This window comes from Kutzneria kofuensis (assembly GCF_014203355.1).
Taxonomy (GTDB): domain Bacteria; phylum Actinomycetota; class Actinomycetes; order Mycobacteriales; family Pseudonocardiaceae; genus Kutzneria; species Kutzneria kofuensis.
On sequence record NZ_JACHIR010000001.1, the window covers coordinates 2,592,155 to 2,610,780 of the forward strand.

Here is an 18,626-nt window from a genome sequence, read left to right on the forward strand (position 1 = left end):
CAGCCCACGTAGAGTCCCCGCCATGCGTCTTCTCTCGAGACTGGGCGGCCTACCGGTGGTCGTCGGGGTGCTCACCGCTATCAGCGCGCTGCAGCTCGCGCTGATCACGATCGGCAACATCACGGACTACGACACGAACTACGCGTTCGTGCAGCACGTGTTCGCGATGGACACCACGTTCAAGTCGCCCCACCTGATGTGGCGGGCCATCACCAGCCCCGGCCTGGTGACCGCGGCCTACGTGCTGATCATCATCTGGGAGGGGCTGGCCGCGATCGCGCTGATCGCCGCCGTCGTCGCCTGGATCCGGGGCAGCGCGCTGGCCGCGCGGCTGTCCTCGCTGGGCTGGCTGATGGAGGCGATGCTGTTCGGCGGCGGCTTCATCGCCATCGGCGGCGAGTACTTCCAGATGTGGCAGTCCTCGAAGTGGAACGGCCTCACCGCCGCGCTGCAGAACGTGATCATCGCCTCCGTCGGCCTGATCCTCACCCACCTCGCCGCGTCACGCCGAGAGCGCGCACGGGACCTCGAGGTAGACCACGGTCGGGCCGCCTAGCGGGCTCGTCACCAACACCGTTCCGTCGAACGCGGCCAGCCGGCGCTCCAGCCCGTGCAGGCCGCCACCCGGCTCGACGCTGGCGCCGCCACGCCCGTCGTCGCCGACGACGGCGACAAGTTTCCCGTCCGAATAGGACAGCCGCAGCCAGACGTGGTCCGCCGCCCCGTGCTTGGCCGAGTTGGTCAGCGCCTCGGCGATCGCGAAGTACACCGCCGACTCCACCGGCTCCGGCGGCCGGCCCGGCAGGTCGATGGCGACCTGCACCGGCACCACCTGGGCCAGCGCCAGCGCCTGCAACGCCCCCTCCAGACCCCGGTCGGCCAGCACCGGCGGCAGAATCCCCCGCACCAGCCCGCGCAGCTCGGCCAGCGCGCTGTTGGTGGACTCCCGGGCCTCGGCCAGCAACTGCTTGGCCGCCTCCGGGTTGTCGTCCACCGTCTCCTCGGCCATGCCCAGGCTCATGCCCAACGCCACCAGCCGCGCCTGCGCCCCGTCGTGCAGGTCCCGCTCGATCCGCCGCAGCTCGGCGGCGTGCGAGTCGACGGACACCGCCCGCGACTCCGACAGCTGCGCCACCCGCGTGGTCAGCTGCGTGTTGGCCACCGCCGTCTCGGTCGGCCCGAGCAGGCCGGCGATCACCGTGGCGTTCAGCCACATCAGCCGGGGCGACACCCACACCCAGAAGATCAGCTCGGCCACGCCGAACGGGACCATCCACAGGCTCTCGGCCTCGCTGCGCACCTCCAGCGCGCCGATCGAGGTGATGCTGACCCCGGGCGGCACGAACAGGCCGTACCAGAGCGGCATCGTCACCCAGAACAGGCCGCCGAGCAGCAGCGCCACCACCAGGATGTTGGTGAGCAGGCCGACGAGCACGTTGGCCAGCAGCCAGGACAGGTCCCGCCAGGTGGCCGGGTCGCCGGCCGCGATGCGGAACCGCGCCACCCAGTTGTCCTCGGGCCGGATCGGCCGGTACGGGCGCGGCACCTCGCGGCCGAGCAGGCTGCCCGCGATCGACCGGTGCAGGTCGGCGAACCGGCGGCACAGCGCCACGGCGGCGATCACCGCCGGCACGCCGACCCAGATCGGGATCAGCGCCGTGGCGACGATCACGAAGACCAGCACCGGGATGCCCAGCAGGCTGGCCACGGCCAGGCCGAGGGCCACCGGCACGAGCCGCAGTCGCGTGGTCATACGGGAGACCAGGGTGATCTGTGGGGCCACAACAGCCATTCTCCCTACGCTCGACCGGTGGAAAGCCGCTTTGCGGCAAGTCGGGCCGGGTCCGGCCAGCGCACGTCGTGGGCCCAGCCGAGCTTCTCGAAGATCCAGATGACCCGGGCGCTGGGGTCGACCTGGCCGGGCAGCGCGCCGTGGCGGGCGCAGGTGGGGTCACTGTGGTGCAGGTTGTGCCAGGACTCCCCCATGCTCAGCACGGCCAGCCAGCCCACGTTGCGGGACTTGTCCCGGACCTCGAACTCCTCGTCGCCGAAGGTGTGGCAGATCGAGTTGATCGACCACGTGACGTGGTGCAGCAGCGCGATGCGGACCAGGGAGCCCCAGAAGAACGCCGTCACCGCGCCCTGCCACGACATGCTCCACAACCCGCCGACCAGCGCCGGCGCCAGCAGCGACACCGCGACCAGCGATTCGAAGCGCCGATGCACCGTCCGGATCGCCGGATCGGCCAGCAGGTCGGGGCAGAACCGCTCGGCCGAGGTTCGCTCACGGTCGAACAGCCAGCCGACGTGCGCGTAGGCCAGGCCCTTGGCCAGCGCCTTCCAGTCCGAGCCGAACCGCCACGGCGAGTGCGGGTCGCCGGCCCGGTCGGCGTACTTGTGGTGCCGGCGGTGCGTGGCGACCCAGTCGATCACGCCCATCTCCAGCGCCAGGCTGCCGGCCACGGCCAGGGCCACCCGCAGCGCGGGCCCGGCGCGGAACGAGCCGTGCGTGAACAGCCGGTGGAATCCGACCGTCACGCCGAATCCGGACACGAAGTAGAACACCAACATGATCACCACGTCGTGCCAGCCGAGGCCCCAGCCCCAGGCCAGCGGCACGGCGGCGAGCAGGGCGAGGAACGGCACCACGACGAACACGGCCAGCAGCACCTGTTCCAGGGCGCCCTTCGGCTCGGGATCGATGTCGGGCCTGGCCAGCGTGGTGGACACGCACACCTCCGGGGGGTTCGAACGTGTCCCAAACACTGCCGGGTGGGGAAGCGCAGGTCAGGATGCCTGGACTCCGAAGTGATGGTGGGCTTAGACCTACTGTCGAATCCCGCACCGACCAACCCGCCACGGGTGATTGGACTGCTCGCACATGACCGCTGAAACCTCGCTGCCCGTCCAGGTCGTCGACACCATGGAGCACCTCGACGGCCGCCACGCCGGCTACCGGCGCGCGCACGCCCGCGGCGCGTGCTTCACGGCCACGTTCACGCCGACCGGCGACGCCGCGAAGTACACGACCGCCGCTCACCTGTCCGGCGAGCCCGTGTCGGCCACGGTGCGCTTCTCCAACGGCAGCGGCAATCCGGCCATGCCGGACAACCAGCCGGGCGGGCGGGGCATGGCCGTCAAGTTCCAGCTGCCCGACGGCACGGCGACCGACCTGATCGGGGTGAACCTTCCTCGGTTCCTGGTCGCGACCCCGGAGCAGTTCCTGGACCTGGTGCGCGCGCTGGCCGCCGACAAGGACGCCGGCAAGGGCGACCAGGCGCACCTGCAGGCCTTCCTGGCGCAGAACCCCGGCTCGGTGCCGGCGTTCCAGGCGCTGGGCGCGATGGGCGTGCCGGCCAGCTTCGGCACCACCGGCTACCAGGCGCTGCACGCGTTCATCTGGGTCAACGCCGACGGCGACCGGCAGGCCGTGCGCTACCGCTGGGCGCCGGACCTGGGCGAGCAGAACCTGGACGCCGACCAGATCGCCGACCAGGAGGAGCAGTTCCTCATCGGCGAGTTCGTGGAGCGCCTCAAGGGCGGCCCCGTGACCTTCACCCTGCACGTCACGCTGGCCGACCCGAGCGACCCCACCGACGACGCCACCCGGGTGTGGCCGGCCGACCGGCCGGAGATCGTGGTCGGGCAGCTGGCCATCACCGGTGAGGTCGACGACCAGGACCACTGGGCGGCCCAGATCTTCGACCCCACCAACGTGACGCCGGGTGTCGAGCTGTCCGACGACCCGCTGCCCCGGCTGCGCAACGCCGCGTACTCGGTGTCGTACGACCGCCGCAGCCACGGCCGGTGAGTTCCAGCCGTTGACTGTGCTCATGCCGCGCGTTCCGGGCGGCAACGATGTCATCGACGTGGTTGCTGCCCGGGCCGGCCCAAGCGGATTCGTCCCGCCGACACTGCGCTGTCCGCGTATGCGACACCGAACATCGCCGTGTTGGCGACTCCCCAGTCCAGCGCTCCCACCGCCAGGCGGTGCATCTGCCCTCCCGCATCGGACATCAGTCCGAACAGGACGATGAACAGCAGCGGGAACGCGAAGGTGAAGAACAGCGCGATCCTGTTGCGCACCATGGACAGCAGGTACGCGCCCGCGGCCGCGGTCATGACGCCACCAACGCCAGGTAGGCGTCTTCCAGGCTGGTCGCACCGGTCCGCTCACGGAGCCCGGCCGGTGTGTCCACCGCGACGATCCGTCCACTCTGGATAATCGCCACCCGGTCGCACAGCGACTCGGCCTCGTCGGCGCCGGAGAGGGAAACCCGGTGCAGGGCGGCGACCCGCCGGAGGTGCTCCAGGGCCGTGTGCCGAGTGAAGAACGCGGCGGACTGGGTCTGAATGCCCATGCGTGCCAACAGGTCCAGATCGCGCGGCCACGGTTGCCTGCCGAACACGCGGACCGTGCCGGAGTCGGCCGGGCGCAGGCCCTCGACGATCTCCACCAGCGTCGACTTGCCGGCCCCGTTCGGGCCGAGCACGCCGAAGAACTCCCCCTCGCCGACCGACAGCGTGACGCCGTCGACGGCCTGTCTCGGCCCGTAGCGCTGGCGCAGGTTCTCGATCTCGATGATCACGGCGGTTCCCCCTTGGGTCCCAGCAGGGCCCGCAGGCCCTCGGTGTACGCCTCGAACGCCCGCCGGCCCGCCGTCGTCAGGGCGACGTAGGTGACGGGCGTGCGGCGCTCGTGGGTCTTGCTGATCTCCACGTACCCGGCGTCCTCCAGCTTGCGGAGGTGCGTGGACAGGTTGCCGGCGGTCATGTCCAGAAGTTGTTGCAGCCGCGGGAAGGTCAGCCGGTCGCCGGGCGCGAGGGTGGACAGCGCCACCATCACGCGCAGCCGCGCCTGGGCGTGGATGACCGGGTCGAGCTCCGGCCACGACTCGGTCATCGGGGACGCCGGATCGCGTGGTACGCGGCCAGCACCAGCATGCCGCCGCCACCGGCGAAGGCCAGCACCAGGAAGTTGCCCGGCACGCCGGCGAGCACGCTGCCGGCGGCCGAGACCAGCATCCAGACGCCGAGCGCGTACTGCGGCACGTCCCGCCACAGCATCCCGCCGGCCAGGTACATCAGCCCGACCACCGCCAGCGAGCTGGCCGTCCACATCAGACTGGTGACGTCCCAGGACGTCATCAGTTCCCGCTGCAGCGCGGACTGCACGACGGCGTTGGCCGCGAATGCCACCCCCCACGCCGTGCCGTACATGGCGCCGATCGTGCGGGACGGGCCCCGCATCCCCCTCGAGGCCCGCACCCCCTGCACGATCGGCAACACGAGGGCGATCGCGCCGAGCACCCCGAGCACCACGCCGGCCACCGCCGCCGGCACGACGCCGTGCAGCGCCAGATACCAGCCGCCGAAGCCGAGCAGGTACGCCAGTCCCCAGGCGAACATGATGAGTTCCGGCTTGACCCCGCGCCGCTTGCGCAGTTCCGCGCGCTGCCCCTCGATCAGCGCCAGCGATTCCGCCGGCGAGAGCTCGCCTTCCGCGTCCATCCGCCCACCCCTCACGATCCCCGAGCAACTTTGTAACACAAAGTACCTCACCCCGCAAAGAGCACATGTCGTGGGTTACCCTGTGATCACGCTGGGTCACCCGCGCGCGAGGGGGGAGCACCGCATGACGGACCTGCCGCTGATCTCCGGGCCCGACTTCCCGATCGGCATCTACTGGCCCCCGCCGCCGGAGGAGACCACCGCCCAGCGCTACCAGGAGATCGCCGCCGCCGGCTTCACCTTCGTGATCACGGGCAACTACCTGGGCGACGGCAACATCATCGGCTGGGCGCTCAAGCTGGCCGACGCGGTCGGGCTGAAGGTGCTGGTGTTCGAGGACACCCAACTGCTCAACCTCACCCGCTTCTTCGACATCAACGACGACCGGTCCGTCCCGATGACGATCACCATGGCCGACGGCGCCGAACTGGTCCGGCGGGTGGAGGCCGCCTACGGCGGGCACGCCTCGCTGGCCGGCTACAACCTCTTCGACGAGCCGGACTACAACAAGTTCGACACCGTCGGCAAGGCGTTCCAGCTGGTGCGGCAGAACGCGCCGGGCCGGCTCCCCTACGCCAACCTGCTGCCCGACCTCGGCCGAGCGCCGGGCGACTACCCGAACTACATCGAGCGGTACTGCCAGGTCGTGCAGCCGGCCCTGCTCTCGTTCGACCGCTACCCGCTGACCTCGGCGCCCGGCTCGTTCGACGCCAACTACTTCACCAACTGGGTCGACATCCGCGAGGCCGGCCTGCGGCACAACCTGCCGACGTGGACCTACATCCAGGCGGTCGGCACCAACTGGTACCGGGCGCCGAGCAACGCCGAGATGCTCTGGCTGATCAACGTCAGCCTGGCCTACGGCTGCAAGGGAATCCAGTACTTCACCTACTGGCAGCCGGATCCGGCCCGGCGCGAGGACTTCTCGCCGGCGCTGATGGACCTGTCCGGCCGGCAGACCACCCGCTACCAGGGCGCGAAGACGATCAACACGACCTGGCTGCGCCAGGTCGGCCGGGAGCTCAAGCCGCTGGTGTCGGAACGGGTCATGCACTACGACGACCCGGACGACCCGCCGCGGGTGACCACCTTCAGCCCGGACGCCTACGTCTCGGCGGTGTCCGGTGATCCGGTGATCCTCGGGCAGTTCACCTCGGGCGGCCCGGGGCGCTGGCTGCTGGTGACCAACCGGTCCTTCACCGGGCCCAGCACCACCTCGATCTGGTTCGGGTCCGCGGTGTCGTCGGTGACGCTGTTCGACCCGGGCACGCAGACCTACCGGCCGGTGAGCGATCCCTCGTCGGTCACGGTGATGCTGCCGACCGGCGGCGCGGCGCTGTACCGCCTCCAGTAGCCGGGTTCCGGTAGCCCACGGGGGATCGCCTCGACGCTGGGAGCGAGCGCCGAGTACGGTCGACAGCGGCCTTCCACCCCGTGAGAGGTGTGTCGACAATGGCGGACGAGCCCCGGCGCAGCGTCGTGCGCAGGCTGCTCAGCGTCCTGGCCACCTTCGACGCCGCCACGCCCACCCTGTCGCTCACCGAGATCGCCGCCCGCACCGAGCTGCCGCTGCCCACCGCGCACCGGTTCCTGGCCGAGCTGACCACCGGCGGATGGCTGGAACGGTTGCCCGACGGGCGATACCGGGTGGGGTTGCGGCTGTGGAAGCTCGGCACGCTCGCGCCGAGCCACCGCAACCTCCGCGAGCTCGCGTTGCCGTACATGCAGGACCTGCACGACGCCACCCGGGAGACCATCCAGCTCGCCGTGCTCGACGGGCGGACCGCGCTGTGCGTGGAGAACATCAACGGCAGTCGATCGGCGCCGGCGAAGACCCGCATCGGCGGCCGATTACCGTTACACGCCACCGGTGTCGGCAAGGTGCTGCTCGCCGCCGCCGGGCCGGAGCTGCTGGCCTCGTTGGCGGAGAAGGGATTCCGCCGGTTCACCCGGTACACCATCGTCGAGCCCGGGCGGCTGACCCGGACGTTGGAGACGGTGCGGGACGAGCAGGTGGCCTTCTCCCGTGAGGAGATGACGCTGGGCGCCTGCTCGGTCGCCTCGCCCGTGACCAGCGAATCCGGCGAGGTGGTGGCCGCGCTGTCGATCGTCGCGCACTCGTCGGTGGACGTCGACCGGCTCGCCTTCGCCCTGCGGACCGCGGCCAGCGGCATCTCCCGGCAGACCCGGCTGCTCTAAAGCGCTTCGCGGCGCAGTGCACCCAGCGCGGTGTGCAGGTAGTAGGCCCAGTAGCCGAGGTTGGTGCCGTAGCGGGCCCGGAGTTTCCCGTTGTCGTAGCCGGGGCCGTAGACCTGGGCGGTGGCGTCGGCGAAGGACGGCAGCTCCAGCGGCACGTGGTCCATGCGGCCGAGGCCGCGCAGCAGGATGGCGGCGGCGGAGAACTCGCCGACGCCCTTGATCGCCCGCAGCGCGCGGGTCGCCTGCGCGTAGCCGGCGGTGCGGAGGTAGTCCTCGCCGATGTCGAGCAGCCCGGCGACGAGGTTGACGAGGTAGCCGGCCTTCCGCTCGTTGTGAACGATGGCGTTCCAGTCGGCGACGCCGAGCGCCCGCAGGTCGGTGAGCTCGGGGAAGGCCCGGAACTCGAGACCGTCGTGGCGGATGGCGCGACCGAACTCCTCGGTGATCCGGCGCTTGCGGGCGACGGAGACGGTGCGCGGCGACCGCTGGGTGAGCACGGCCCAGACGCCGATCTCGGCGATGGTGAGGAACCGGACCTGGTGCAGCCCGCGCAGCGCGTGCACGAGCCGGGCGTAGTCGGGGTGGTCGCCGGCGGCCTGCGCGTAGAACTCGGTGAGGTCGTCGGACAGGCTGAGGTAGCCGTCGATCTTGTCGAGCACCTTGCGGCGACGGGCGTCGTCGATCGGGCGGTCGGAGAACAGCTCGTAGGCGACGCCGTCCGCGCTGGGCGAGACGTGGAAGACGAACGCCTGCCCGTCGACGGCGATGGCCTTGGTGATGGTCTCGTCGGTCATCACCTGGTCACCGCGGCAGGCGCCGAAGTTGCGCAGGAAGCGGATCGAGGTCCGCAGGTCGAAGGGCTGGCTGGCGGTGAGGGTTCCGGTGGTCATGGACAGGACGCTACGAGCCATATAGGTCAGATCCTGTCCCATATAGTCGGCGGCATGCCGGACATGCCCGCGAGACTGCTCAGGCTGCTGTCACTGCTCCAGACGCCCCGGGAGTGGCCGGGCAGCGAGCTGGCGGAGCGGCTGGGTGTCAGTCCCCGGACGATCCGGCGCGACATCGAGCGGCTGCGCGAACTGGACTATCCGGTACAGGCGTCGATGGGCGCGGAGGGCGGCTACCGGTTGGCGGCGGGCCAGGCGATGCCGCCGCTGCTGCTGGACGACGAGGAGGCGGTGGCGATCGCCGTCGGCCTGCGGGCGGCGGCCGGGCACGCGGTGGACGGCATCGAGGAGGCGTCGGTGCGGGCGCTGGCCAAGCTGTCCCAGGTACTGCCATCCCGGCTGCGGCACCGGGTCGGCGCGTTGAGCCTGGCCACGGAGGCGTTGCTGAGCGGCGACGGGCCGACGGTCGACCCGGACGACCTGGCGGCGATCTCGTCGGCCGTAGCCAGCGGCGAGCGGCTGCGGTTCCGCTACGCGAAGGCGGACGGCTCGCAGGAGTCCGGCCGGCACGTGGAGCCGCACCGGCTCGTGGCCACGCAACGAAAGTGGTACCTGGTGGCGTGGGACCTCGACCGGGCGGACTGGCGGATCTTCCGGGTCGACCGGATGAGCGAGCCGCGGCAGACCGGTGCCCGCGCGACGCCACACGAACTGCCGGCCGAGGACGCGGCAGCCTACGTGTCGAGCACGTTGTTCGGCCGCTCCCCCACCTACGACGCGGTGATCACGTTGCACGCTCCGATCGACGAGGTGCGTCGGCGGATGGGCGGTGCCAAGGCGGACCTCGTCGCACTGGACGAGAGCAGGTGCCGACTTCGTGCCCGGTCCGACTCGGTGCGCTGGATCGCGTTCCGGGTGATCACGCTGGACTGCGACTTCACCGTCGAGCAGCCGCCCGAGCTGGCGGCCTACCTGCGCACGCTGAGCGCCCGGGTCGCCCGCGCGGCCGGCACTTAGGGCGACATTCGGACAAAGTCCCGGGCCAGGGCCGACGGAGGCGTTGACCGAATCGGTTCAGGTTGCGAGGATGGCGCCTGCCTCCGCCAGAGTGACGCTTCCGGAGGTGTACCCATGATCCGGTTCCCAGCGCTGCTGGGCTCGGTGGCACTGGCCGTGACCTGCCTCGCCGCGCCGGCGGCACAGGCGGCGACGGACGGGCCGGCGGTGACGGTCGCCCAGGCCGCGAGCGGCCATGTCGGCCAGGAGTTCGCCGGCTTCAGCTACGAGAAGGACCGCGTCGGCGCGGGCATGTTCGACGCGGCGGACACCGACCTGGTGCGGCTGTTCCGGCTGCTCGGGCCGAGCTCGCTGCGCATCGGCGGCAACCTGGTCGACATGACGCCCTGGAACCCCGCCGGGGCGGGCGGCTCGCCCACCGAGGTGGCGCCGGCCGACGTGGTCAAGCTGGCCGGGTTCGCCCGGGCCACCGGGTGGAAGGTGATCTACGGCCTCAACCTGAAGACCAACACGGCGGAGAGCGCGGCCGACGAGGCGGCGTTCGCGGCCAGGACGCTGGGCCGCAGCCTGGAGGCGTTCGAGATCGGCAACGAGCCGAACTTCTACCGCACCGAGGCCGCCTACGAGGCGTCGTACGAGTCGTACGTGGCGGCGATCAAGGCGAAGGTGCCGAACGCCGTCTTCGAGGGGCCGGGCGTGACCAACGGCCAGAACGCGTGGCTGGCGCCGTTCACCGCCAAGGAGAAGTCGAACGGCCTGCGCATCCTGTCCATGCACAGCTACATCGGCGACCAGACCACCGGCACCATCCCCGGCATGCTCGCCTCCAACGGCAAGGGCTACGAGGAGAAGGACGAGACGGCGCTGCAGACCACCAAGGCGGCCGACGACATCCCGCAGTGGCGGATGAGCGAGGCCAACTCCTACTACCACGGCGGCACCGCCGGCGTGAGCAACGTGCAGGCGGCGTCGCTGTGGTCGCTGGACTTCATGTACGGCATCGCCGCGCACAACGGTGACGGTGTGAACTTCCACGGCGGCACCTCGACGCAGTGGCCGCTGAACTACTCGCCGATCAAGTACGACGGCTTGAAGCCGGTCGGCGTGCAGGGCGTGTTCTACGGCGAGCTGCTGTGGACGCTGGCCGGCACCGGCGCGCTGCACGCCGCGACCGTCACCGGGGCAAGCGACGTGACGGCGTGGGGCATCGGCAACAACGTCATCGTCAACAACAAGGGCACCTCGGCGCAGACCCTCACCGTGAACCTGCGCTCGGCGGCGGTGCTGGGTACCGAGTATGTGCTGACCGCGCCGTCGCTGGACTCGACGGCGATCACCATCGCCGGCTCGGGCGTGGACGCGAAGGGCTCGTTCCACCCGGCGCCGAAGCTGGTGCGGGTGCACGGCCACACGGCCACCATCACCGTGCCGGCCGGCAGCGCCGCGCTGCTGAAGACCCGCTGATTGCTGCCACATGCGCTTCCCACTTGCGTTTGAGTGACAAGTGGGAAGCGCATGTGGTGAAAGGGGGCGTCAGCTGACGCGGGCGGTGGGGCGGAGGGTGAGCTCGGGGCCGGTCCAGCGGGCGCGGAACATGCGGTCGCCGGAGACGACGACCACCGCACCGGCGTAGTTCTCCAGCGCAACCTCCAGCTCCTCCGCCAGCGTCGGCGGCAGCTGGTCAGTCGGCTCGTCCAGCAGTAGAACGTCCACTTCGGACACCAGTAGTCGGGCCAGGTCCAGTCGCCGGAGTTGGCCGGCGGACAGCGCGCCGACGGGCCTCTGCAGGTCTTCCTCAGCGAACAGACCCAGCGCCAGCAGCCGTTCGGCGTGTTCGTCGAAGGTGCCGGGGCGGCCGCGGGCAAACGTCGCCAACAGGCTTCGCTGCGGCGTCCGGGCAACGCTTTCCCGTGGTAGGTACCCAATCCGTCCACTACGAACGATGGAGCCGGTGTCGGGACGGCGCTGCCCGGCGAGCACCGAGAGCAGCGTGGACCCGCCGGGGCCGGAGACAAGGAGCCGGGATCCGGCGGCGACGGCCAGCTCGCCGATGTCGAGTTCGCCCCGCACGGCAATGCCGTTGGCGGCAAGCACAGTCCCGCACGCGGCGCCGGCGTCGAACCGGAGCGGGTCGGGCGGCCGTGGCACGGGATCGGCCCACAGGTCATCCGCGCCGCGCTCGATGGCCGTGACCCAGGCGAGGTACTCCCGCTCCCATCGCTTGCGGGCCGACCACTTCTCCGCCAGGTAGCCGGCATAGCCGTTGCCGTAGCGGGTGATCATGCGCCCATCGGCCTCGATCACGGTGGTGGCAACGCGATCCAGGAGCAGACGGTCGTGCGTCGCCATCACCAGCGGGCCGCGATGGGCGAGCAACCGTTCCACGTCGAGGTTCGTGGGTTCGTCGAGCACCAGCAACTCCGGATCGCCGGCGAGCTGCCGGAGCACCGCGGATCGGTTCTCGCCGACGACGCCGACGCGCTCGCCGGGTCGAAAGGACAGTGTTGACATGTGACACCTACCGCGAGGAAAGCATGCGGACATGCCCGCCGGGCGATCAGCGCCTCGGACACGGGCCTGGAGCAGAACGGTGTCAGCTCAACATGATGCGACGAGGGTGGCAGCGGGTCCGCGCCGGCGTCAACGGATTATCCGAGATCCTCCAGCCGGCGTCGGAGGTGCTCGGCGGTCGGCTCGTTGAGCCCGCTGGCCAAAGCCCGCTCGTACGCGGCGCGGGCAGAGTCCTTGTCGCCCAGGCGGTTCAGCAGCTCGGCCCGGCTGGCATGCCACCAGGGGTACGCCTCCAGGTCCGGAATCGCGTCCACCAGGGCCAGACCGGCGGCGGCGCCGTCGCGCTCGGCGACGGCGACAGCTCGGTTGAGCCGGACCACGGGCGTGTCGTGCACGGTCAGCAGCACGTCGTACCAGGAGACGACAGCGTCCCAGTTGGTCTCCGCGTACGACAGGGACAGCGCGTGACAGGCGGCGATCGCGGCCTGCACGGCGTAACGGTCGGGGCGATCGGGGCTGCGCCGCAGGGCCACGCCGACCAGCTCGACGCCCTCCTTGATCGCGCGAGCGTCCCACAGCGACCGATCCTGGTCGGCGAGCAGCACCGGCGCGCCGTCGATCACCCGCGCCGCGCGGCGGGATTCCTGCAGCAGCATCAGCGCCAGCAGGCCCAGCACCGTCGGCTCGTCGGGCATCAGCTCGGCCAGCACCCGGCCCAGCCGCACGGCCTCCGCCGCGAGCCCGGACCGGCTGATGTCGGCGTACCCCTCGTTGAAGATCAGGTACACCGTCGTGGCCACGCCGGCGAGCCGGTCCGGTAGCTCCTCGGCCGCCGGCACCCGGTACGGGATGCCCGCCTTGGCGATCTTCTGCTTGGCCCGGGTCAGCCGCTTGGCCATGGTCGCCTCGGGCACCATCAGCCCGCGCGCCACCTCGGCCGTGGACAGCCCGGCCAGGGTGCGCAGCGCCAGCGCCACCTGCGCGTCCAGCGACAGGAACGGGTGGCAGCAGGTGAACACCAGCCGCAGCAGGTCGTCCCGGACCACCTCCGGCGGCTCGTCGGCGGGATCCACCAGGTCCATCGCCGCGGCCTCCTTGCCGGCCCGCCGGCCCTCGCGGCGGATGTGGTCGATGGCCTGCCGCTTGGCCGCGACCAGCAGCCACGCCCGCGGGTTGTCGGGCACGCCGTCACGCGGCCACGTCTCCAGCGCCCGCACCACCGCGTCCTGGGTGGCGTCCTCGGCCAGGTCGACGCTGCCGGTGACGCGGATCAGCGTGGCCAGCACGCGGGCACGTTCCTCACGCACCAGCCGCGCGACCGCGTCACCGGCGTCCGTCATGCGAACTGGACCACCGGGCGGATCTCGATGGCGCCGCCGTTCCACGCCGCCGGGATCTGCGCCGCGGTCTTCACCGCTTCCTCCAGGTCAGCGCATTCCAGCAGGTAGTAGCCGGTCAGCGCCTCCTTCGTCTCCGCGTACGGGCCGTCCGTGGTCAGCACGTCGCCGCCCTTGCCGCCGGTCACCCGCACAGTGGTGGCGGTCGACGTCGGGTACAGCGCGTTGCCGCCGCGGATCACCGCGGCCGCCGCCCGGCCGAACTCGCTGTACTCCTCGTTCATCTCGACGGGCGCGGACTGGTGCCAGTCCATGTCCTTGTTGTAGATCAGGGCGAGATAGGTGGTCATGGCTGCTCCCGAGTGGTGCGGGCCGGCTCTTTCCGCCGACCGACACCCTAGGGACGAACAGCCGGGCCCGCAGATGGACACCGGCCGGAAATTTCTTCCGAGGGGCTCCTGGTCAGCGCCGGTGTCGCGGCGTCAGCCGCACCCCCGGCAACGGCGGGGCCGGGATGCGGGCGCCGTCGTGGCCGTGGACCACGCCGAACCGGTCCCCGTCCTCCCACTCCGCCCTGGCCGCGGCGATGTCGTCGTGGCTGCGACCCACGAAGTTCCACCACATCACCAGGTCGTCCTCGTACGGCGTGCCGCCGAGCAGGATGGCCCGGGCGCCGCGATCACTCGTCACGGTGACATGGTCGCGGTTGGTGCCGAGGTAGAGCATCGGCCCGGACGGCAGCTCGTGCCCGAGGGCCGACAGCGACCCCTCGACGACCACCAGCGCATGCTCGAAGTCGGGCCGCAGCGGCACGGTGGCGGCGTCGCCGGGAGCGAGGGAGAAGTCGGCCCCGACCAGGGGGCTGTAGGTGGTGGCGGGGGACGTCACGTCGCCGATGGAGCCGATGAACACCCGCGCCCGCAGCCCGTGGTCGGCGAAGACCGGCAGGTCGGCGTGCTGTTCGAAGGCCGGGGCGACGCTGTCGGCCGAGGCGGGCAGCGCCAGCCAGAGCTGGAGGCCGTCGAGCAGCGGCCGGTCGCCGAGGGAGAACTCGGAGTGCGAGATGCCGCGGCCGGCGGTCATCAGGTTGAGCTGCCCGGGCTTGATCACGACGTCGCTGCCGAGGCTGTCGCGGTGCCGGACCTCGCCGGCGAACGGCCAGGTGACGGTCTGCAGGCCGGTGTGCGGATGGGGCAGGACGGTCATGTCGTCGTACTGCGGCCCGAACCGGTCGAGGAAGCACCAGGCGCCGACGGTGGGCAGCGTCCGGTGCGGCAGCAGCCGGTCCACCTTGATCGCCCGCACGCCGCCGAGCGGCACGGCCCGTGCCTCCAGCAACCGGACGTCGTCGACGGCGACGCCCTCGGCGTCGAGGGAGGGATTCGTGCATTGGTTGCTCATCGCCGGGCCCCTGTCGGAAGTACGCTGACCCCCACTATGACAGGGCCCGTCTGGATCCCGAGCCAGCCTGTCGTCGACGGTTGCAACGTCGAACGCTACCGGCAGTGGCTGACCGCGCACGATGGGCCGGACCTCCCCGACTACGCGGCGTTGCACGCCTGGTCGGTGGCGGAGCCGGCGCAGTTCTGGGGCTCCCTGTGGGAGTACTTCGACATCCTGGCCACGCCGCACGACGAGGTGCTGGCGTCGGCGGAGATGCCCGGCGCACAGTGGTTCACCGGGGCCACCCTGAACTACGTCGACCAGGTGTTCCGGCACGTCCGGGACGGCATCGCGGTGATCGACGAGCCGGAGCCGGGCACCGACGGTCGGCGGATCAGCTGGACGGAGCTGCGCCGCCAGGTCGCGGCCGTCGCGAACACGTTGCGCCGGCTTGGCGTCGGCAGGGGTGACCGCGTGGTCGGCTACCTGCCCAACATCGCCGAGGCGGTGGTGGCGTTCCTGGCCACGGCCGGCCTCGGCGCGATCTGGTCCTCGTGCGGGCAGGACTACTCCGCGCCGGCGGCGGTGGCCCGGCTCGGCCAGTTGGCGCCGAAGGTGCTGATCACCGCCGACGGCTACCGGTACAACGGCCGGGAACAGGACCGCCGCGAGGCGATCTCCTTGCTACGCCAAGAGATCCCGTCACTGGAAGCGACGATCGTGGTGCCCCGGCTCGGGCTCGACGGGCTGCCGGGGACGATCCCGTGGTCGGCGGACGGCGACCATGAGCTGACCACCGTGCTGGTGCCGTTCGACCACCCGCTGTGGGTGCTGTTCTCCTCCGGCACCACCGGCAAGCCCAAGGGCATCGTGCACGGCCACGGCGGCGTGGTGATCGAACACGTCAAGCAGCTGTCGCTGCACCTGGACCTGAAGCCGGCCGACACCTTCTTCTGGTACACGTCGCCGAGCTGGATGATGTGGAACTTCCAGGTGGCGGGCCTGCTGGTCGGCGCGACGATCGTCTGCCACGACGGCAATCCCGGCTACCCGGCGCCCGGCGCGCTGTGGGATCTGGCCGCACGGCTGGACGTCACGGTGCTCGGCACCAGCCCGGCGTACCTACAGGCGTCGGAGAAGGCGGGCGTGCATCCGTCACTACCCACGCTGCGGACGTTGGGCGCCACCGGGTCCGTGGTGCCGCCGGCCGCTTACCGTTGGGTGGCAACGGAATTGGGTGAGCACATCGCGCTGGCGTCCACCAGCGGCGGCACCGACGTGGTCAGCGCCTTCGCCGGCGCGGTGCCGACGGCGCCGATCTGGGTCGGCGAGATGTCCGCGCCGTGCCTGGGCGTCGCCCTGGAGGCGTGGGACGCCGACGGCCGCAGCGTGATCGACGAGGTCGGGGAACTCGTTGTCACCAAACCGATGCCGTCGATGCCACTGTCCTTCTGGGACGATCCCGACGATCTCAGGTACCGCGATGCCTACTTCTCCGTCTACCCGGGGGTGTGGCGCCACGGCGACTGGATCACGATCACCGGTCGCGGCACGGTGATCGTGCACGGCCGATCCGACTCCACCTTGAACCGCAACGGGATCCGGATGGGCAGCGCGGACATCTACGCCGTCGTGGAGAAGCTGCCGGAGGTCGTGGAGTCGCTGGTGATCGGCGCCGAGCAACCGGACGGCGGCTACTGGATGCCGCTGTTCGTCGTGCTTGCGGACGGAACCGAGCTCACCGACGAGCTGCAGGACCGGATCCGCGACGCCATCCGCAGGGACGCCTCGCCACGGCACGTGCCGGACGACATCATCGCCGTGCCGGGGATTCCGCACACCCGAACCGGCAAGAAGCTGGAGGTGCCGGTGAAGCGGCTCCTCCAGGGCCACGAAGCCGCCGATGTCGTGGATCCGCAGTCGGTCGACGACGCCGGCCTGCTCGACGTCTTCGCGGAGCTCAGTTCACGCAGGTCACGCCGGTAGCGGTGATCGGCTGCTGGGTCGTGCTGGTCGTGGTGGTTCCCGACACGATCGGCGACTTGCGGCTGCCGTCGCCGGCCGCCTTGCCGGTCGGCGAGGACGGCGGCGTCGTGGTGGCCGAGGACGGCGTGGCCGGCCCGTCGCCGAACTTCGCCGCCACGAACTCCTTGACCTGCACGGGATCCACCTGCACGGCGTCGCCGTCGGCCGGCGTCCAGTAGGTGATGTTCACGATCGGGATGGTGTCGAACGTGATGTTGCCGCCGGAGATGCCCTGCACCTGCTGGGCGAACTGCAACAGGTCCCAGCCCTGGTCCAGCACGATGGAGTTCTGCACGGCGTCGATGATCGCGTTGAGCTTGCTGGGGCTGGTCAGCGTGCCCACCGACAGCAGCTGGTGCACCGCCGAGGCCAGGAACGACTGCTGCCGGCGCTCGCGGTCGATGTCGCCGTTGTCCAGGCCGTGCCGCTGGCGCACGAACTGCAGCGCCTGCACGCCGGACAGGGTCTGCTGGCCGGCCGGGAACACCGCGCCGGAGTACTGGCTGTCGTTGACGGCGTGGTTCAGGCACACCGGCACGCCGCCCAGCGCCTGGCTGATCAGGTCGAAGCCGTACAGGTTGATCTCGGCGTAGTGGTCGATGGTGACGCCGGTGAAGTTCTCCACCGTCTGGATCAGCGTCTTGCGGCCCTCGGTCTGCGAGCCGTTGTGGTTGTTCATGCCGATCGAGTACGCCGAATTGATCTTGTGCTTGCCGTAGCCGCCGGCGATGTCCACGTACGAGTCGCGCGGGATGGAGATGGCCGAGGCCTTGCCGCCGTCACCCGGCACGTGCACCACGATCAGCGTGTCGGTGTTCAGGTAGCCGTCGTCCGGGCCGGCGTGCAGCGAGGCCAGCACGTCCGGCGGCAACGGGTTGCCGTGCACGTCGGTGCGGCTGTCGATGCCGACCAGCAGGAAGTTGGTGTCCTGGCCGTCCCGGTGCTGGATGGTGTCCACCGCCGCCGGCGGCGTGTGGTGCTGGATGACGTCGTCGGTGGTGAGGTGCGTCTGCGCCTGGTTGAGCAGGCTCCAGCCGTAGCCGGACAGGCCGATGACCGCGACCGAGGCCAGCGCGACCACGGCTCTCCCGGTGATCACGGCGGGTCTTCCTGCGCGCACGATTCCTCCCCGACTTCGAACTCCCCCACCCGGCAGACGCCGAACCGCCCGTTCCGGTTGCCTGTGTCCTGGCCTACACCCCGGCCGGGACGCAACCCCGGCCACACCCGGGGCGTCTCTACCCTGAACCGGACGACGGGGAGAGGGAGCATGGACGACGAGACGACGACCGCGCGCCGCCCGTGGGGGCTGCCCTGGTGGGCCGCCATCCTGCTGCCGCTGGTGACCACCGCGGCCGGCGCCTACGCCGACCTCACCTTCAACCATAGCCTCGGCGTGCCGTTCCAGGCCGCTTATGCGGGCGGTTGTGTGCTGTCCGTGCTGCTGGTGCGGCGGCGCAACCTGTTCGGCCCGATGGTGCAGCCGCCGCTGATCCTGCTGTTCGCCGCCCCGCCCGTGGCGCTGGCGCTGAGCGGGCACAGCCTCGGCTCCGGGTTGGTCAGCCAGGCCCTGACCATCGGCACGCCGCTCGTGGACAACTTCATGGTGCAGGCCGGTGTGACGATTGCCACCATCGTGCTGGGCCTGATCCGGATGATCCTCACCCGCCGCCGCCCGGCCGCCCCGGAACCCGAGTCCTCAGAGCCGGATGCCGAGCCGGCCGCCGCCTGACTCTCGAAGCCGTGAACGGGG

Annotated in this window: 20 protein-coding genes; 8 read left to right on the top strand and 12 right to left on the bottom strand. The window is 70.9% G+C overall.

Going from position 1 to position 18,626, the window contains the following annotated elements; all coding sequences use genetic code 11:
* The first annotated feature begins 22 nt into the window (after window positions 1-22).
* Window positions 23-556 carry a DUF2165 domain-containing protein gene (locus BJ998_RS11980; protein WP_184861181.1) on the top strand — a complete coding sequence of 178 codons (534 nt, stop codon included), beginning with the start codon at window positions 23-25 and terminating at the stop codon, window positions 554-556.
* Here BJ998_RS11980 and BJ998_RS11985 read toward each other — a convergent pair.
* Window positions 503-1,792 (bottom strand): sensor histidine kinase, encoded by a 1,290-nt coding sequence (locus BJ998_RS11985; RefSeq protein WP_221337976.1) that lies wholly within the window; start codon window positions 1,790-1,792, stop codon window positions 503-505. The genes BJ998_RS11980 and BJ998_RS11985 overlap by 54 nt on opposite strands.
* Before the next feature lie 5 nt (window positions 1,793-1,797).
* Complete coding sequence (locus tag BJ998_RS11990; RefSeq protein ID WP_312890063.1) at window positions 1,798-2,730, bottom strand: acyl-CoA desaturase; 933 nt, start codon at window positions 2,728-2,730, stop codon at window positions 1,798-1,800.
* 151 nt (window positions 2,731-2,881) lie between these two features.
* On the opposite strand from BJ998_RS11990, the gene BJ998_RS11995 reads away from it, so the two are divergent.
* A complete protein-coding gene (locus BJ998_RS11995) occupies window positions 2,882-3,811 on the top strand; it encodes a catalase family peroxidase (protein WP_184861185.1) in 930 nt (309 codons plus the stop codon).
* Window positions 3,812-3,861: 50 nt separating this feature from the next.
* Here BJ998_RS11995 and BJ998_RS12000 read toward each other — a convergent pair whose 3' ends face one another.
* From BJ998_RS12000 to BJ998_RS12015, 4 genes are read right to left on the bottom strand one after another with little or no spacing between them, the layout of a single operon-like run.
* Complete coding sequence (locus BJ998_RS12000) at window positions 3,862-4,122, bottom strand: hypothetical protein (protein ID WP_184861187.1); 261 nt, start codon at window positions 4,120-4,122, stop codon at window positions 3,862-3,864.
* Window positions 4,119-4,589: an ATP-binding cassette domain-containing protein gene (locus BJ998_RS12005; protein WP_184861189.1), complete on the bottom strand. Its 471-nt coding sequence runs from the start codon at window positions 4,587-4,589 to the stop codon at window positions 4,119-4,121. Before BJ998_RS12005 ends, BJ998_RS12000 begins: the two co-directional genes overlap by 4 nt.
* A complete protein-coding gene (locus BJ998_RS12010; protein WP_184861191.1) occupies window positions 4,586-4,903 on the bottom strand; it encodes a transcriptional regulator in 318 nt (105 codons plus the stop codon). The genes BJ998_RS12005 and BJ998_RS12010 overlap by 4 nt, the downstream gene beginning before the upstream one ends.
* Window positions 4,900-5,511 carry a hypothetical protein gene (locus BJ998_RS12015; protein WP_184861193.1) on the bottom strand — a complete coding sequence of 204 codons (612 nt, stop codon included), beginning with the start codon at window positions 5,509-5,511 and terminating at the stop codon, window positions 4,900-4,902. Before BJ998_RS12015 ends, BJ998_RS12010 begins: the two co-directional genes overlap by 4 nt.
* Window positions 5,512-5,635: 124 nt before the next feature.
* Here BJ998_RS12015 and BJ998_RS12020 point away from each other — a divergent pair, with 124 nt between their 5' ends.
* Together BJ998_RS12020 and BJ998_RS12025 are read left to right on the top strand one after the other, a co-directional pair.
* Window positions 5,636-6,865, top strand: coding sequence for a hypothetical protein (locus tag BJ998_RS12020; protein ID WP_184861195.1), 1,230 nt, complete (start codon window positions 5,636-5,638; stop codon window positions 6,863-6,865).
* 98 nt (window positions 6,866-6,963) lie between these two features.
* Window positions 6,964-7,710 (top strand): IclR family transcriptional regulator, encoded by a 747-nt coding sequence (locus tag BJ998_RS12025; protein ID WP_184861197.1) that lies wholly within the window; start codon window positions 6,964-6,966, stop codon window positions 7,708-7,710.
* Here BJ998_RS12025 and BJ998_RS12030 read toward each other — a convergent pair.
* Window positions 7,707-8,600 (bottom strand): DNA-3-methyladenine glycosylase family protein, encoded by an 894-nt coding sequence (locus BJ998_RS12030; RefSeq protein WP_184861198.1) that lies wholly within the window; start codon window positions 8,598-8,600, stop codon window positions 7,707-7,709. The genes BJ998_RS12025 and BJ998_RS12030 overlap by 4 nt on opposite strands.
* A 54-nt stretch (window positions 8,601-8,654) precedes the next feature.
* Between BJ998_RS12030 and BJ998_RS12035 the strand changes: the two genes are divergently transcribed.
* Both BJ998_RS12035 and BJ998_RS12040 read left to right on the top strand, forming a co-directional pair.
* Entirely contained in the window at window positions 8,655-9,617 is a 963-nt protein-coding gene (locus tag BJ998_RS12035; RefSeq protein ID WP_184861200.1) for a helix-turn-helix transcriptional regulator, read from the top strand.
* A 114-nt stretch (window positions 9,618-9,731) separates the two neighbouring features.
* Window positions 9,732-11,081: a hypothetical protein gene (locus tag BJ998_RS12040; RefSeq protein WP_184861202.1), complete on the top strand. Its 1,350-nt coding sequence runs from the start codon at window positions 9,732-9,734 to the stop codon at window positions 11,079-11,081.
* 69 nt (window positions 11,082-11,150) lie between these two features.
* Here BJ998_RS12040 and BJ998_RS12045 read toward each other — a convergent pair whose 3' ends face one another.
* The 4 genes from BJ998_RS12045 to BJ998_RS12060 form a co-directional block, all read right to left on the bottom strand.
* Window positions 11,151-12,128: an ATP-binding cassette domain-containing protein gene (locus BJ998_RS12045; protein WP_221337977.1), complete on the bottom strand. Its 978-nt coding sequence runs from the start codon at window positions 12,126-12,128 to the stop codon at window positions 11,151-11,153.
* A 137-nt stretch (window positions 12,129-12,265) separates the two neighbouring features.
* Window positions 12,266-13,468 carry an RNA polymerase sigma factor gene (locus BJ998_RS12050; protein WP_184861206.1) on the bottom strand — a complete coding sequence of 401 codons (1,203 nt, stop codon included), beginning with the start codon at window positions 13,466-13,468 and terminating at the stop codon, window positions 12,266-12,268.
* On the bottom strand, window positions 13,465-13,815 hold the full coding sequence (locus BJ998_RS12055; protein WP_184861208.1) for a YciI family protein: 351 nt from the start codon (window positions 13,813-13,815) through the stop codon (window positions 13,465-13,467). Before BJ998_RS12055 ends, BJ998_RS12050 begins: the two co-directional genes overlap by 4 nt.
* A gap of 112 nt (window positions 13,816-13,927) precedes the next feature.
* Complete coding sequence (locus tag BJ998_RS12060; RefSeq protein WP_184861210.1) at window positions 13,928-14,866, bottom strand: pirin family protein; 939 nt, start codon at window positions 14,864-14,866, stop codon at window positions 13,928-13,930.
* Window positions 14,867-14,902: 36 nt separating this feature from the next.
* Between BJ998_RS12060 and BJ998_RS12065 the strand changes: the two genes are divergently transcribed.
* A complete protein-coding gene (locus BJ998_RS12065; protein WP_184861212.1) occupies window positions 14,903-16,834 on the top strand; it encodes an acetoacetate--CoA ligase in 1,932 nt (643 codons plus the stop codon).
* On the opposite strand, the gene BJ998_RS12070 is transcribed toward BJ998_RS12065, so the two are convergent.
* Complete coding sequence (locus tag BJ998_RS12070) at window positions 16,809-17,993, bottom strand: LCP family protein (protein ID WP_312890064.1); 1,185 nt, start codon at window positions 17,991-17,993, stop codon at window positions 16,809-16,811. The two genes, BJ998_RS12065 and BJ998_RS12070, sit on opposite strands and share 26 nt — an antisense overlap.
* Window positions 17,994-18,143: 150 nt before the next feature.
* On the opposite strand from BJ998_RS12070, the gene BJ998_RS12075 reads away from it, so the two are divergent.
* Window positions 18,144-18,605, top strand: coding sequence for a DUF6542 domain-containing protein (locus BJ998_RS12075; protein WP_184869227.1), 462 nt, complete (start codon window positions 18,144-18,146; stop codon window positions 18,603-18,605).
* Window positions 18,606-18,626 lie beyond the last annotated feature (21 nt).

What these genes read in the sequence shown, in the direction of transcription:
- BJ998_RS12020 (WP_184861195.1), top strand. Translation starts at nt 5,636, where the DNA reads ATGACGGACCTGCCGCTGATCTCCGGGCCCGACTTCCCGATCGGCATC.
- BJ998_RS12060 (WP_184861210.1), bottom strand. Translation starts at nt 14,866, where the DNA reads ATGAGCAACCAATGCACGAATCCCTCCCTCGACGCCGAGGGCGTCGCC.
- BJ998_RS12010 (WP_184861191.1), bottom strand. Translation starts at nt 4,903, where the DNA reads ATGACCGAGTCGTGGCCGGAGCTCGACCCGGTCATCCACGCCCAGGCG.
- BJ998_RS12045 (WP_221337977.1), bottom strand. Translation starts at nt 12,128, where the DNA reads ATGTCAACACTGTCCTTTCGACCCGGCGAGCGCGTCGGCGTCGTCGGC.
- BJ998_RS11985 (WP_221337976.1), bottom strand. Translation starts at nt 1,792, where the DNA reads ATGGCTGTTGTGGCCCCACAGATCACCCTGGTCTCCCGTATGACCACG.
- BJ998_RS12015 (WP_184861193.1), bottom strand. Translation starts at nt 5,511, where the DNA reads ATGGACGCGGAAGGCGAGCTCTCGCCGGCGGAATCGCTGGCGCTGATC.
- BJ998_RS12040 (WP_184861202.1), top strand. Translation starts at nt 9,732, where the DNA reads ATGATCCGGTTCCCAGCGCTGCTGGGCTCGGTGGCACTGGCCGTGACC.
- BJ998_RS12035 (WP_184861200.1), top strand. Translation starts at nt 8,655, where the DNA reads ATGCCGGACATGCCCGCGAGACTGCTCAGGCTGCTGTCACTGCTCCAG.
- BJ998_RS12065 (WP_184861212.1), top strand. Translation starts at nt 14,903, where the DNA reads ATGACAGGGCCCGTCTGGATCCCGAGCCAGCCTGTCGTCGACGGTTGC.
- BJ998_RS12000 (WP_184861187.1), bottom strand. Translation starts at nt 4,122, where the DNA reads ATGACCGCGGCCGCGGGCGCGTACCTGCTGTCCATGGTGCGCAACAGG.
- BJ998_RS12055 (WP_184861208.1), bottom strand. Translation starts at nt 13,815, where the DNA reads ATGACCACCTATCTCGCCCTGATCTACAACAAGGACATGGACTGGCAC.
- BJ998_RS12025 (WP_184861197.1), top strand. Translation starts at nt 6,964, where the DNA reads ATGGCGGACGAGCCCCGGCGCAGCGTCGTGCGCAGGCTGCTCAGCGTC.
- BJ998_RS11995 (WP_184861185.1), top strand. Translation starts at nt 2,882, where the DNA reads ATGACCGCTGAAACCTCGCTGCCCGTCCAGGTCGTCGACACCATGGAG.
- BJ998_RS12050 (WP_184861206.1), bottom strand. Translation starts at nt 13,468, where the DNA reads ATGACGGACGCCGGTGACGCGGTCGCGCGGCTGGTGCGTGAGGAACGT.
- BJ998_RS11980 (WP_184861181.1), top strand. Translation starts at nt 23, where the DNA reads ATGCGTCTTCTCTCGAGACTGGGCGGCCTACCGGTGGTCGTCGGGGTG.
- BJ998_RS12075 (WP_184869227.1), top strand. Translation starts at nt 18,144, where the DNA reads ATGGACGACGAGACGACGACCGCGCGCCGCCCGTGGGGGCTGCCCTGG.
- BJ998_RS12030 (WP_184861198.1), bottom strand. Translation starts at nt 8,600, where the DNA reads ATGACCACCGGAACCCTCACCGCCAGCCAGCCCTTCGACCTGCGGACC.